This window comes from Undibacterium pigrum (assembly GCF_003201815.1).
Lineage (GTDB): Bacteria > Pseudomonadota > Gammaproteobacteria > Burkholderiales > Burkholderiaceae_D > Undibacterium > Undibacterium pigrum.
This window is the reverse complement of sequence record NZ_QJKB01000010.1, coordinates 22,192-34,778: the sequence shown is the minus strand read 5'-3', so window position 1 is coordinate 34,778 and position 12,587 is coordinate 22,192. Positions and strand designations below refer to the sequence as shown.

General features: G+C 52.2%; 14 protein-coding genes. 9 read left to right on the top strand and 5 right to left on the bottom strand.

Annotated features, from left to right (window positions below; genetic code table 11):
• The 9 genes from cobO (at position 1) to DFR42_RS22640 (ending at position 7,739) form a co-directional block, all read left to right on the top strand.
• Positions 1-639, top strand: coding sequence for a cob(I)yrinic acid a,c-diamide adenosyltransferase (cobO, locus tag DFR42_RS22675; RefSeq protein ID WP_245937050.1), 639 nt, complete (start codon positions 1-3; stop codon positions 637-639).
• Positions 633-1,946, top strand: a complete 1,314-nt coding sequence (locus DFR42_RS22670; protein WP_110257334.1) for a cobyrinic acid a,c-diamide synthase CobB — start codon at positions 633-635, stop codon at positions 1,944-1,946. Before cobO ends, DFR42_RS22670 begins: the two co-directional genes overlap by 7 nt.
• Positions 1,943-2,521, top strand: a complete 579-nt coding sequence (gene cobU, locus DFR42_RS22665) for a bifunctional adenosylcobinamide kinase/adenosylcobinamide-phosphate guanylyltransferase (RefSeq protein WP_110257333.1) — start codon at positions 1,943-1,945, stop codon at positions 2,519-2,521. The genes DFR42_RS22670 and cobU overlap by 4 nt, the downstream gene beginning before the upstream one ends.
• Positions 2,521-3,468, top strand: coding sequence for an adenosylcobinamide-phosphate synthase CbiB (gene cbiB, locus DFR42_RS22660; RefSeq protein WP_110257471.1), 948 nt, complete (start codon positions 2,521-2,523; stop codon positions 3,466-3,468). The genes cobU and cbiB overlap by 1 nt, the downstream gene beginning before the upstream one ends.
• Positions 3,461-4,474: a threonine-phosphate decarboxylase CobD gene (cobD, locus tag DFR42_RS22655; protein ID WP_110257332.1), complete on the top strand. Its 1,014-nt coding sequence runs from the start codon at positions 3,461-3,463 to the stop codon at positions 4,472-4,474. The genes cbiB and cobD overlap by 8 nt, the downstream gene beginning before the upstream one ends.
• Before the next feature lie 88 nt (positions 4,475-4,562).
• Positions 4,563-5,477 (top strand): cobalamin-binding protein, encoded by a 915-nt coding sequence (locus DFR42_RS22650; protein WP_110257331.1) that lies wholly within the window; start codon positions 4,563-4,565, stop codon positions 5,475-5,477.
• Positions 5,474-5,674: a TroA family protein gene (locus DFR42_RS29965; RefSeq protein ID WP_342766860.1), complete on the top strand. Its 201-nt coding sequence runs from the start codon at positions 5,474-5,476 to the stop codon at positions 5,672-5,674. Before DFR42_RS22650 ends, DFR42_RS29965 begins: the two co-directional genes overlap by 4 nt.
• Entirely contained in the window at positions 5,607-6,281 is a 675-nt protein-coding gene (locus tag DFR42_RS22645; RefSeq protein WP_342766865.1) for an ABC transporter substrate-binding protein, read from the top strand. The genes DFR42_RS29965 and DFR42_RS22645 overlap by 68 nt, the downstream gene beginning before the upstream one ends.
• Positions 6,282-6,317: 36 nt before the next feature.
• Complete coding sequence (locus DFR42_RS22640) at positions 6,318-7,739, top strand: cobyric acid synthase (protein ID WP_110257470.1); 1,422 nt, start codon at positions 6,318-6,320, stop codon at positions 7,737-7,739.
• Here DFR42_RS22640 and DFR42_RS22635 read toward each other — a convergent pair.
• The 5 genes from DFR42_RS22635 to DFR42_RS22615 form a co-directional block, all read right to left on the bottom strand.
• Entirely contained in the window at positions 7,736-8,143 is a 408-nt protein-coding gene (locus DFR42_RS22635) for a hypothetical protein (RefSeq protein ID WP_110257330.1), read from the bottom strand. The two genes, DFR42_RS22640 and DFR42_RS22635, sit on opposite strands and share 4 nt — an antisense overlap.
• A 77-nt stretch (positions 8,144-8,220) precedes the next feature.
• Positions 8,221-9,822, bottom strand: coding sequence for a PepSY-associated TM helix domain-containing protein (locus tag DFR42_RS22630; RefSeq protein WP_110257329.1), 1,602 nt, complete (start codon positions 9,820-9,822; stop codon positions 8,221-8,223).
• An 11-nt stretch (positions 9,823-9,833) separates the two neighbouring features.
• Positions 9,834-10,127: a hypothetical protein gene (locus DFR42_RS22625; RefSeq protein ID WP_110257328.1), complete on the bottom strand. Its 294-nt coding sequence runs from the start codon at positions 10,125-10,127 to the stop codon at positions 9,834-9,836.
• On the bottom strand, positions 10,117-10,383 hold the full coding sequence (locus DFR42_RS22620) for a hypothetical protein (protein ID WP_110257327.1): 267 nt from the start codon (positions 10,381-10,383) through the stop codon (positions 10,117-10,119). Before DFR42_RS22620 ends, DFR42_RS22625 begins: the two co-directional genes overlap by 11 nt.
• Positions 10,384-10,471: 88 nt before the next feature.
• Positions 10,472-12,424 carry a TonB-dependent receptor domain-containing protein gene (locus DFR42_RS22615; RefSeq protein WP_110257326.1) on the bottom strand — a complete coding sequence of 651 codons (1,953 nt, stop codon included), beginning with the start codon at positions 12,422-12,424 and terminating at the stop codon, positions 10,472-10,474.
• Positions 12,425-12,587: the final 163 nt, after the last annotated feature.

Genomic DNA, 12,587 nt, shown 5'->3' with positions numbered 1-12,587 from the left:
ATGACAAGTGCAATGCCACCAAAGCCGGACACAGAGACTGACAATATCAACACCCGTCATGAACGCCGCATGCAGCGCAAGAAGGCGATGATGGATGAAAAGATAGAAAAAGCCCAGCGCAAGACCGGTGTCTTGCTGGTACATACCGGCAATGGCAAGGGTAAAAGTTCCAGCGCCTTTGGCATGGTCATGCGTGCCATGGGACATGGCATGAAGGTCGGTGTGGTGCAGTTCATCAAGGGCGCAATGTCGACAGGAGAAGAAATTTTCTTGCGACGCTTTCCGGATGAAGTCGAATTCCATGCCATGGGCGAAGGCTATACCTGGGTCACGCAAAACCGTGAACGCGATATGGAAAAAGCCGCCGTAGCATGGGAACAGGCAAAACGTTTTCTGAATGACCCGACCATAGGTCTGGTCGTGCTGGATGAACTCAATATTGCCCTCAAATATCATTACCTGGATTTGCAGATGGTCATCGATGATCTCGATGGCAGGCCAGAAATGCAGCATGTCGCCGTCACCGGTCGCGGCGCCTTGCCAGAGATTATTGCGATTGCCGACACCGTCACAGAAATGAATGTCATCAAACATGCTTTCAAAGAAGGCATCGTGGCACAGGCGGGTGTGGAATGGTAAGGCCCAGCGCCAAGGTTGTACTGATCTCGGCCATTGCATCAGGCCAGGGTAAGACCACGACTACCGCAGCACTGGCCCGCAAGCTGGTGAAGCTGGGCAAGACAGTACGCGTCTTTAAAACCGGGCCAGACTTTATCGACCCCATGATGCTGGAACGCGCTTGCGGTTCAGCCGTACATTCGCTGGATTTGTGGATGGTAGGGCAGGCTGATTCTGAAGGCATGCTGGCACGGGCTGCGCTGGATACCGACGTCATCCTCATCGAAGGCGTCATGGGCCTGTATGATGGCAACCCCTCATCGGCTGATCTGGCGCGTGCCTTTGGCGTGCCTGTTGTGGCTGTGCTTGATGCCTCTGCCATGGCACAGACTGTCGGCGCGCTGGCCATGGGTTTGCGTGATTTTGGTCCTGTGCATTTGGCTGGCGTCATCGCCAACCGCATAGCCTCTGAAGGCCATGCCAAGATGGTGGCGGCTGCCATGCGCGATATACCCTTGTTGGGTAGCCAGCGCAGGCAGGATGAAGCCTTGCCAGAACGCCATCTGGGCCTAGTCTTGCCACAAGAAGTGGACCGCATTGAAGCCATACTTGATACCATGGCCGACAGCCTGGAGCTGGACATGCAAGCCTGGGATGCCTTGCCTGAAACCAGTTTTGAATTGCAAGACCACTCATCACAGCATGTAGCTCAGTCAGCCGCCAGCCTGGCAGGCAAGACCATTGCCATCGCACGTGATGCCGCATTTGCTTTTATCTATCCAGCCAATATTGAATGCCTGATAGGACTGGGTGCAGAACTGGTTTTCTTTTCACCTTTGGCAGATGAAGCGATACCTGCGCAAGCGGAAGCCTTGTACCTGCCCGGTGGCTATCCTGAATTGCATGCAAAAACACTGACACAGGCCAGCAACTGGCTGGCATCACTGCACGCCGCTCATGCGCAAGGCATGCCTATATTGGCAGAATGCGGCGGCATGATGGCAATTACTGAAGGCCTGGTGGATCAACAAGAACAAAGCTGGCCCATGGCGGGCATCTTGCCAGGCAAAGTCATCATGCAAAAACGGCTGGCAGCGCTGGGTGCACAAGCCCTGGCTACACCTCAGGGTGAATTGCGCGGGCATACCTTTCATTACTCACGCTTTGAAACCTCGTTGGCTGCCAGCAGCTATACCATCAAGCACTCCACCCAGCAACAAGGCGAAGCTATTTATAAGATTGGCAATGTGCGTGCTTCTTATTTTCATGCCTACTTTGCTTCCAATCCAGCGGCAACGGCAGCATTGTTCTTAAGGGATAAAATATGAAACCCGCACACAGTACCAGCCTGATTTTTGGCGGTGCGCGTTCGGGCAAGAGTGCCTTTGCCGAGCAAATGGCAAGCAAGCTGAGCGACGGCAAACAAGAAGTACTTTATCTGGCAACTGCCAGGGCAGGCGATGCTGAAATGCAGGAGCGCATTACGCATCACCGTGCACGCCGTCCTGCAGATTGGGGCACGCTTGAACAGAGCCTGGAACTGGGTGCGACCATCATGTCGCATAGCCGTGCGGATAATATCATCCTCGTCGATTGCCTGACAGTCTGGTTGTCGAATCTGCTGTTTTCAGAAGAGGTAGATTTTCCTGAGATAGGGCATATCACACCACCACCACAGTTTGCCGTGCAACGACAGGATTTGCTGGATGCACTGGTGCAGGCACCGGGGCAGATTATCCTGGTATCAAATGAAGTGGGTATGGGCATCGTCCCCATGGGCGCAGTGTCGCGCTGGTTTGTCGATGAAGCTGGGCGTTTGAATCAGGCGGTGGCGGCCATCGCAGACAATGTGGTCTGGGTCGCTGCCGGTTTGCCACTGTATTTGAAAGGCCAGCCATGCTGATGCTGGATGGCGTGGTCATGGTGCTATGCCTGCTGCTTGGTATCTTGCTGGACCTGGCGCTGGGCGAAGTGCGCAAATACCATCCGCTAGTGGGTTTTGGTAATCTGGCCAATGCCATAGAACGGCTATTGAACAAGCCAGCAGCCAGCCGCTGGACCGGTGCCTTGGCCTGGTGTCTGGCGGTTTTACCACTAGTAGCATCAAGTGTGCTGGTACTGCTGCTGGCCCAATATTTAAACTATTGGCTGGCTGCTATATTTCACATCGTATTGCTGTATTTTTGCCTTGGTTTGCGCAGCCTGCATGAGCACAATGCCGCCATCGCTACTGCTTTACAGGCGGGTGATTTGCCAGAGGCGAGAAAGCGCACTTCGTATATCGTCAGTCGCGATACAGAGGATGCGGATGAAGCCTACCTGGCCAAAGCCAGTGTTGAGTCCGTCCTCGAAAATGGCTGCGATGCTGTCTTCGCCACCTTGTTCTGGTTCATCTTGCTGGGTGGCCCCGGTGCCATCTTGTATCGCCTCGTAAATACTCTCGATGCCATGTGGGGTTATCGCTCCGCGCGCTTCCTGCGCTTTGGTTGTGTTGCAGCACGCATTGACGACGTCATGAACTGGATACCTGCACGCCTGACTGCATGCACCTATGCCGCGTTGGGTAAGAGCCGTCTGGCCTGGCAATGCTGGCAGCGTCAGGCACCTGGCTGGCCCAGCCCGAATGCCGGCCCTGTCATGGCAGCAGGTGCTGGTGCGCTTGGCCTGGCACTGGGTGGTGCGGCCAGTTATGACGGCGTGGCAGAAGTGCGCCCACCGCTGGGTGGCGGTGATGCAGCAAAGGCGATTGATATTTTGCGTGCCCTGCGCTTGGTAGAGACTGGTGCTGCCTTGTGGTGTGGCATAGCCTTGTTGGCAGTCTTATTTTTGAGTGGAGTCATCCATGCTTGAACACGGTGGTAACCTGCGCGATGCCGTGCGCCATTTTGGCCGCCCGCTGGAAGACTGGCTGGACTTATCGACAGGCATCAATCCTCATTTTTATCCGGCACCGCAATTGTCAGCGAATGCCTGGCATCGTTTACCTGAATATTCTGATGCACTGGTGCAAGCCGCTCAGGCTTATTATCGCGCGCCACAGATGCTCGCCGTGGCGGGATCACAGGCGGTGATACAAGCCCTGCCACGCTTGCGTCCAGCTGCGCGGGTCGTCGTATCTGCCCCCAGCTACGCTGAACATGCATACCAATGGCGGCAAGCTGCTCATGCGGTGACAGAGTGCAGATATGCAGAACTGGATGCAGCCGTTGAGCAGGCGGATGTTGTGGTGCTGTGTAATCCCAATAATCCTACCGGTGAATTTATCCCGGCAGCTCAGCTTTTGCGCTGGGCTGAACAACTGGCAGGGCGTGGTGGCTGGCTGGTGGTTGATGAAGCTTTTGCTGATACCGTGCCCGATATCAGCGTTGCTTCTCATGCAGACCAGCCTGGCCTGATCGTCTTGCGCTCGGTAGGCAAGTTCTTTGGTCTGGCTGGTATACGCCTGGGTTTTGTGGCTGCTGAAAAAAATCTGTTACAACAATTAGCGAATTATCTTGGCCCCTGGAGTGTCAGCGGGCCTGCCCAGCAAATCGCTATTGCTGCTTTGAATGACTGTCAGTGGCAAATGCTGACTGCGCAACGCTTGCAGCAAGATGGTGAACGGCTGCGCCAGCTTTTGAGAGCACATGATATACGTTCATCAGGTACTGATTTGTTCCAGTGGTGCAGTCATAAAGACCTTAACAATAAATCGGAACAATTGTGGCAATTCATGGCAGAACGAGGCATCTGGTTGCGCTGGTTTGCGCAAGGGCCACACAGGCCGCACGGTTTGCGTTTTGGCTTGCCTGGGAGCGAGGCGGGGTGGTTGCGGCTGGAACAAGCGCTGGATGACTTTGTTTTAAAAGACCGCTAACCACAGAGGCACAGAGACACAGAGTAGGCACAGAGAAAATGCAAAAAGGGTGTGGTATTTGCGTTGATATTTTGAATATGGGAAACTTATGTCCAAGCTTTTGAGCTTTGCAATGGTGGTTTGTTTTGCGACGCTGGGTAGTGCTCACGCAGCTATTACAGTGACTGACGATATGGGTAATCAGGTAACCCTGGCCAAGCCTGCGCAGCGAATTATAAGTTTATCGCCGCATGTGACGGAAATGATTTATGTCGCAGGGGCAGGTGACAGGATTATTGGTACGGTCAAGTATAGTGATTACCCGGCTGCGGCAAAGAATATCCCGCGGGTTGGTGACAATCGCCAACTGGATATTGAGCGCATACTGGCGATGAAACCAGATTTGCTCATCGTCTGGATGCATGGGGCATACGAGCGTCAATTGGAAATGTTGCACAATTCTGGTATTCCCTATTTTTTCAGTGAACCGCATAAGCTCGATAATGTGGCAGAAACTTTGCTCAAGTTTGGCAGTCTGTTCGGCACCGAAAAACAGGCGCAGGTAGCGGCTGCAGAGTTCAGGCAGCAAGTGCAGCAACTGAACAGCCAGTACCAGAATAAAAGCAAGGTCAAGGTTTTCTATCAGGTCTGGGGGAAGCCACTCTATACACTGAATGATAGTCACATCGTCAGTGACGCTATTCGTACCTGCGGAGGCGAAAATATTTTTGGTAAGCTAGCCACTACCGCACCCGTGGTCGGTACAGAAGCAGTCTTGCAGGAAAGCCCTGAAGTCATCATCACTGGAGACAGTAAAAACCAGGCAGTGAGTGGCGTCGAACAATGGAAGACTTTTCCTACCTTGCTGGCAACAAAAAACAATAATCTGATCTCGATAGAGGGTGACCTGGTTAACCGCTCCGGACCGCGCATCATCGAAGGCGCGAAGCTGATATGCCAGGCACTGGATCAGGCCAGACAAAAGCGCGACAAAACCATGGCGCAGCCACAAGGAAAAAAATGACAACAGCCAGCCTGTATCAACGTATTGCCTGCCTCTCTACTGAAGCTGTGGAAGTCTTGTATGCGCTGGAGGCAGAAGACTATGTGGTTGGCATCTCTGGCTATACCACCAGGCCAGCACGTGCCCGTGATGAGAAGCCACAAGGTCAGTGGTTTTTCTTCTGCACAGATAGACCGCATTCTGGCAGTCAAGCCTGACCTGGTGATTGCCTATTCAAACATGCAGTCAGAGATTTCGCGTGAACTGATCAGTGCCGGTGTAGAAGTACATGCCTTCAACCAGCGCGATGTTGCCGGTATTTTGCATATGATCGGGGTATTGGCGAACCTGGTAGGCAAGCAGGAGCAAGGCGCAGTATTGATCGCAGAATTGCAGGCGCAGATAGACACCGTCAAACAGCAAAGCGCAGGCTGGACACGCAGACCAAAAATTTATTTCGAAGAATGGAATGATCCTCTGATGTCCTGCATAGGCTGGGTTTCAGAACTGATCCACATCGCTGGTGGCGAAGATGCTTTTGCTGACCTGGCGCAACACCATAGTGCCAAGGAGCGCATTATTGCAGACCCGGCAGAAATCATACGGCGTGCGCCAGATATCATCATCGGTTCCTGGTGTGGTAAAAAATTCCGGCCTGACAGCGTGATTGGGCGCGACGGCTGGGATCATATTCCTGCTGTAAGAAATGGCAGAGTGCTGGAGATAAAATCGGCAGATATACTTTCACCCGGCCCATCAGCGATACAGCATGGGCTGGTGCAATTGCATATATTGATTGCTGAATGGCAGTCCGCACAACACTGAGAACAAGAATTTTATTCCATGAAAATATCCACACTGATGGTGCAAGGTACGACCTCTGATGCTGGCAAAAGCACGGTGGTTGCAGCCCTGTGCCGTTTGTTGCATCGCCAGGGCGTGCGTGTAGTCCCCATGAAACCGCAAAACATGGCGCTCAATAGTGCCGTGACCATCGATGGTGGCGAGATAGGCCGCGCCCAGGCCTTGCAGGCAATGGCTGCGGGTTTGCCTGCTCATACCGATATGAACCCGGTCTTGCTGAAGCCATCTTCGGATACTGGTGCGCAAGTCATCATCCACGGCAAGGTCAGGGCAGACATGGATGCACGCGATTACCACCAATACAAGACCATTGCCATGGGGGCGGTGCTGGAATCCTATGAACGCCTGCAACAGCAATATGAGGCGATTATCGTTGAAGGTGCTGGCAGCCCGGCAGAAGTGAACTTGCGTGACCGCGATATCGCGAACATGGGTTTTGCCGAGGCCGTAGATTGTCCTGTCATCCTGGTGGCCGATATAGACCGTGGTGGCGTGTTTGCTCATTTCGTTGGCACCCTGGATTGTTTGTCCGAGTCAGAGCAAAACCGCATCATAGGCTTTGTCATCAACCGCTTTCGCGGTGATATCCGTCTGCTGGAACCTGGCCTTGAATGGCTGGAGAAAAAGACCGGCAAACCTGTATTGGCAGTCCTGCCTTACCTGCATGGTCTGCAACTGGATGCTGAAGATGCGATACAGTCCAGCCAGGGCAATGCGGGCAAGTTCCGCATCATCGTCCCCGCTATACCGCGCATATCCAATCATACAGATTTTGATGCTTTGCGTGCCCACCCTGATGTTGACCTGCAATTCATAGGCCCGGACAGGGCGATTCCACCTGCCGATCTGATCATCCTGCCCGGCAGCAAAAACACACGTGCTGACCTCGCTTTCTTACAGGCACAGGGCTGGCAGCCTGTGCTTGAAAAGCACTTACGCTATGGCGGTAAAGTCATCGGCATTTGTGGAGGCTATCAAATGCTGGGTCAAATCATCAGCGACCCGCATGGTGTAGAGGGGCAGGCTGGTGATTCTGATGGGCTAGGCCTGCTGGATATCACCACTGAGCTGACGCAAGAGAAACGTCTGCAGCAAGTGACCGGTGTTTGCGCATTCAACGCCAGCACTGCACAAGTCAGCGGCTACGAAATCCATATGGGCATCACCTACGCCAGCAATGACACGCAACCCGTTTTTACCATCAATGGCGAAGACGAAGGCGCACGTTCACCAGACGACCTGATACTCGGCACTTACCTGCACGGCCTGTTTGACCACCCCGAAGCCTGTGCTGCCTTGCTGGCCTGGGCCGGGCTGGAAAGCGAACACAAGGTCGATCTGGCTGCTTTGCGTGAGCTTAGCCTTAACAGAGTGGCAGATGCCTGTGTGCCGCTGTTGGATGCCTTGCAAAAGCTCTAATCAGTTACTGCCTGTTTTTCAACAGGCAGTAACTGCAAAATCCCAAAAGCGATTTCAAATACGGTGAAGGCCAGTATGATCTGGCTGGCTCCATGAGCAACAGCATACAGCTGCCACATGCTGAACAGGATACGCCCGGCAGCGTCATAGCGACCATATTCCATGCGCGTGTCACGCAGGCGCAGGATGGCCCAGATGGTGACGATGGACCCCAGCAGGTTTGCCATCAATACATGGGCTGCAGCGAAAGCGGGAAATTCGCCTGCAATGCCCAGGCTGCTATTGAGTTGTGTCAGGCTTTGGTGGATGAGGGTGAAACTCCAGGGTGTGGCAAAACCTATGGTGACAATCAGGTCATACCAGGCACTGGCGCGCACGATGCGCAGGTAGTTTTTAAGTTGCATAAGTCTCTCCGGGATTAGGAGAAACTATCTTGAACCCTGGAGTAAACACCAGGGTCAAGCTAAATTTAAAGAAAATGTCAGGTGCTTGTCTGCAAAGACCAGACACTGTCTTTTGCTTCATTCCTGATACGCTTGCCGGTCTTGCGTGCCGCGTAGATAAATGCCAGCGCCATAGTAATGGCAACCAGTTCTACGCCAAGGCCAGTGAGGCTGTTATTGGAGGTGGATCGCAAAGCCATGAATGCAGAACTGCAAGGGATGGACAGCGCTGCAATCACGCACAACCATAGCAAGTCAACTGAAGAACGCGCAGCCCCGCGCAGATATGCCCAGGCCAGGGCTCCAAGGAAGACGCTGTAGTAGACGAATAGATAAACGAAATTGATGTTTTCTGCCGTGGTAGCAAATAACTTGCCAGCTACCAGGGTGAAGCACACTCCTGCCACTGTGCCCAGACATACACCAACCGTGCCAGCAGCCATCATCCTGGTAGACAGGGTTTGTACGGGAAGTGCCTGATTTGGGCGTTGTACTTTGCGGCGCTTTTCCAGCCACAGCAAATTACCCGAATAAAACAGAAAGGCACCACTCAGTCCAAACGCGAAATATACCCAGCGCATCATGTCGCCGCCATAACTGCCGAAATGAAGAGAGAAGAAAGGGCCGACGATGGCGCTCCAGGTGCTTTCCTTGCCCGGTAACATACTGGCATTGATGACGACACCAGTGTAGGGATGCACGATGAGGTAGCCAGCTTCTGGCCCTTGCACCAGATAGCGTGGATTGACAAGCGCTACCCTGGCCATAGGGCGTGGGCTTTCCAGTCCAAAGAACTGTATCTCTGAAATTCTTGAATCACCTGCTTCGGCTTTGACCTTGCTGATGATACTGGTCAGCGGCAGCATGTCTTTGGCTTCATAGGGTCTCGCTGCAGCCGCTGGTGGCCTGCCAAACATGGCCTGGTTTTTATAGACTACCTCTGCCAGGCTGTCGTAAAACTGATCATGAAAGGCAAATACAATGACGGTAATACTGATGACGATATGATAGGGAAGGCTGGTAATGCCGATGATATTGTGGGCATCCAGCCAGAAGCGTTTGCGGTTTTTGCCAGGGCGCAGGGCAAAGAAATCCTTGACCAGGGTAGGCAGTAATAAAATCACGCCGGATACTAAAGCCAGGAAATACAGGATACCTGCCACGCCCATGAGATAACCACCCAGGTATTCATCTCCTATTTCTCCAGGTATCCCGCCCGTTCTGTGCAGCATGTCTATCATTTGCGCCAATATGGATGGCAACGCTTCTTTCGCCTGCAGCTTACCCGTTTCATCAAGGCTGGCAGTCCATTGTTTGGCCGAGAAATCCAGCTCACGGCCGGGTCTGCCTGCGGTCCAGTTCATGGTCGCAGCAGTATTGTTATCATGCCTCAGATGCACGCTGAAACCCTTGCGCGCAGCAGGGTACTGTGCGAGTGCCTGTTGCGCCAGGCTGTCGATGTGCTGCTCACTCGTCACTGCTGGCAATGGTACTGGTGGGCTGACCCATTGATCCAGAGGCTGCTTGAACATGGTCAGGGCACCGGCAAAAAAGCCGATGAACAGCAAGAGGCCTGCACTGATCCCTACCCAGGTGTGCAGGGACTGATAGACACGTAAGATGTCACTTCTGATTTTCATTGACTACTCGACTAAGTTTTTACAAGAAACAGCAAGGCATAGGCCAGCGCATTGGCAATCAGCAACCCTGTCAGTGCACGCACACCAGTGCGCACCAGATAAATCAGGCTGAGTATCAGCATCCACACTGGTGTGATGAGCCACATGACAAACTGCACTTTTTGTGGGGCAGCGATACCGCCCGGGCCTACCCAGGCAAACAAGCCGGATATTGCTAGAGCCAGCGTAAAGCCCAGTACCAGGCCGGATATGGTTTTAGTCCACCAGTCAGCACGGATGGGTGCTTTTTTTGCTTTATTCTCCATGTGTTTTCTTTTTCTTGAGTAAAGAGAAAAATGGCAGCAGGCCCAGAACCAGCATGGTAATTACCAGCCAGGCAAATATCGCAGTGGCGATGCTGAAAGCCTGCCACCCACAATACAAGGCCATTGCCATGAGCAGGCTGGCTACGGCAAGCACGGGTGTTGCTGGCAAAGCTTTGGTCAGCCAGGCCTGATGCCTGTGGCTCAGGTACAGCAGGACAGAGGCTGCCAGTGTTAGCAATAAAAACAAAATAGACACAAGACTATTCCCGTTTGAGTAGGTAAAACAATGTTTGCAGCAAAAAGCTGCAGGCACGAATACACCTGCAGCTTTTCAGTCAACTCACTTAGAAAGCCAATGTGGCACTGACGTAATAATTACGGCCTAATTCAAAGTAGGCAAAGTCTTTACTCTTTTGTTCCAGGTTCACATTGGTGAGGTTTTTTACGCCCACACGCAGAATCAAATTGTCTTGCAGACGGGCAGACAGGTTCCAGTCCAGGCGGGTATACGCTGGCAGTTCCTTGGTTTCATAGAACTGGCTGCCTATGTAATGTGCCGTCAGGCCTGTTTGCAGACGTTCAGTTGCTTTCCAGTTGACGCCCAGTTTGGCGACGTTGGCAGGACGGTTGTCCAGCTTGGTTTCTTTGCCTGCCTCATCTGTGTAGTCAGCTTTCAGATGTGTATAGTTAGCATTGATGGAAAAGGAGGGGCTCAATTCCACATCGCCTTGCAGTTCTATGCCGCTGGTTTTTGCTTTGGCAATATTGATCCAATTCCTGGTATTTTTAACACCGTCATAATTGGCAACAATCATGGCATCGACATCATTTTTGAATGCCACTGCACTCATGTTCCAGCCTTTTTGATGGACTTCAACACCCGCTTCAAAGTTGGTGCTGGTTTCAGGTTTCAGGTTTGGATTGCCAGACAGATAGCAAGCACCACCGCAACTGACCACACTGTATTCAGGGCTTAACTGATAGGCATCCGGTGCCTTGAATGCCTTGCTGATACCGCCTTTGACGGTCACGGCATTATTAACCTGGTAAGACAGGTATGACTTGGGGGAAAAGTGATTGCCAAAGGTATTGCTGTCATCGACACGTCCAGCCAGTGTCAAGTGCAGGTCTTTGCTCAAACTGATTTCATCTTCCACAAATATGGCAGAGCTGCGTGTGCTGATTTCGCCGGTTTTCAGGTAAGTCAAAGGGTCTTTGATTAACTGGCGGCGCAAATCGATGCCAGCAGTCAGGCTATTAATGCCCAGTTCAGTATTTGCATACACTTTTGCGTAGGTATTTTTTTCTTTCAACACGCGCTGTTGCGGTTTGTTATAGCGACTGTTGAAATCATCAATGGAAGTGTCTTCCTGATTCAGGAACGCAGTAGTCGTACCCCAATCCCATGATGCCTTGTGGCTGATGCCATAGGTATAGCGCGTGATTTCCTGCTCGCGATAATCCTTGGCTTCATAATTCCATTGAGGGAAATAAGCATAATAAAACAAGGCACGCGGACGTTTGTCCTTGTTATAGCCAAAGTCGAAGTCCAGAGACTGAGTGTCTGACAGCTTCAGTGTCGTTGTCGTCACCAGGTTTTGCGATTGCTTTTTTTCCAGACGGGCAGGGCGGGTAGGATCAGATGCTGTGGTGCTGAACCATGGTTGCCTGTCATAGACTTCGCCAGAAATAGCCATGCTGAGCTGCTCATTGAAGGCGCCGCTGGTCGCTGCACCTATACGGTATTGATCGCCTTGCTCACCGGTCGCGATCTTGCGGTATTCGGTATTGAATGTGCCTGTCCATGTTTTGGCAGGCGTCTTGGTAATGATATTGATGACACCACCAATGGCGTCAGAGCCATACAGGGCAGCCATGGGGCCACGCACGATCTCTACCCGTTTGATACTGTTCAAAGGGATGGAACTGAAGTCAAAATCACTGCCGCGCCATAAGGCACCGCCAGACGAAATACGTTTGCCATTGACGAGCATCAAAGTGTATTTGCCACCCAGGCCACGGATCTGGATTTCATCACGGCCCGTGCCATCGGTCTGATTGTTGACACCGACTGTTTCGCGCAATAAATCTGCCAGGCTGTTGACTGGTGATTTGGCGATATCTTCAGCAGTTACCACCGTAGTAAAGGCGGGTGCTGAGGCAATGCTGTGATTGCGCAAAGTCGCGGTGACTACGACTTGTTGCCCATCTGCCGGTTCTTGTGGTGCAGCATATACAGCTTGTCCTGCAGCCAGATTGGCCAGTACTGCAACGATCAACTTCCTTTTGAAATGCATGGTTTCCCCTTTTGTTAAGGGCGTGATAATAATGCAAATAAATATTGAATGCAAATAGTTCTCATTTACATTTATTGTGGTGAACGTATTGAAACATCGGGGGAAATCTAGGGCATAAGTCTGGAAATATGCTTGTGATTATGTTTTGTATAAGCCTTTGCCT

Excerpts from the sequence above, each read along its gene's own strand:
- cobO (WP_245937050.1), top strand. The coding sequence starts at position 1 with ATGACAAGTGCAATGCCACCAAAGCCGGACACAGAGACTGACAATATC.
- DFR42_RS22670 (WP_110257334.1), top strand. The coding sequence starts at position 633 with ATGGTAAGGCCCAGCGCCAAGGTTGTACTGATCTCGGCCATTGCATCA.
- cobU (WP_110257333.1), top strand. The coding sequence starts at position 1,943 with ATGAAACCCGCACACAGTACCAGCCTGATTTTTGGCGGTGCGCGTTCG.
- cbiB (WP_110257471.1), top strand. The coding sequence starts at position 2,521 with ATGCTGGATGGCGTGGTCATGGTGCTATGCCTGCTGCTTGGTATCTTG.
- cobD (WP_110257332.1), top strand. The coding sequence starts at position 3,461 with ATGCTTGAACACGGTGGTAACCTGCGCGATGCCGTGCGCCATTTTGGC.
- DFR42_RS22650 (WP_110257331.1), top strand. The coding sequence starts at position 4,563 with ATGTCCAAGCTTTTGAGCTTTGCAATGGTGGTTTGTTTTGCGACGCTG.
- DFR42_RS29965 (WP_342766860.1), top strand. The coding sequence starts at position 5,474 with ATGACAACAGCCAGCCTGTATCAACGTATTGCCTGCCTCTCTACTGAA.
- DFR42_RS22645 (WP_342766865.1), top strand. The coding sequence starts at position 5,607 with ATGAGAAGCCACAAGGTCAGTGGTTTTTCTTCTGCACAGATAGACCGC.
- DFR42_RS22640 (WP_110257470.1), top strand. The coding sequence starts at position 6,318 with ATGGTGCAAGGTACGACCTCTGATGCTGGCAAAAGCACGGTGGTTGCA.
- DFR42_RS22635 (WP_110257330.1), bottom strand. The coding sequence starts at position 8,143 with ATGCAACTTAAAAACTACCTGCGCATCGTGCGCGCCAGTGCCTGGTAT.
- DFR42_RS22630 (WP_110257329.1), bottom strand. The coding sequence starts at position 9,822 with ATGAAAATCAGAAGTGACATCTTACGTGTCTATCAGTCCCTGCACACC.
- DFR42_RS22625 (WP_110257328.1), bottom strand. The coding sequence starts at position 10,127 with ATGGAGAATAAAGCAAAAAAAGCACCCATCCGTGCTGACTGGTGGACT.
- DFR42_RS22615 (WP_110257326.1), bottom strand. The coding sequence starts at position 12,424 with ATGCATTTCAAAAGGAAGTTGATCGTTGCAGTACTGGCCAATCTGGCT.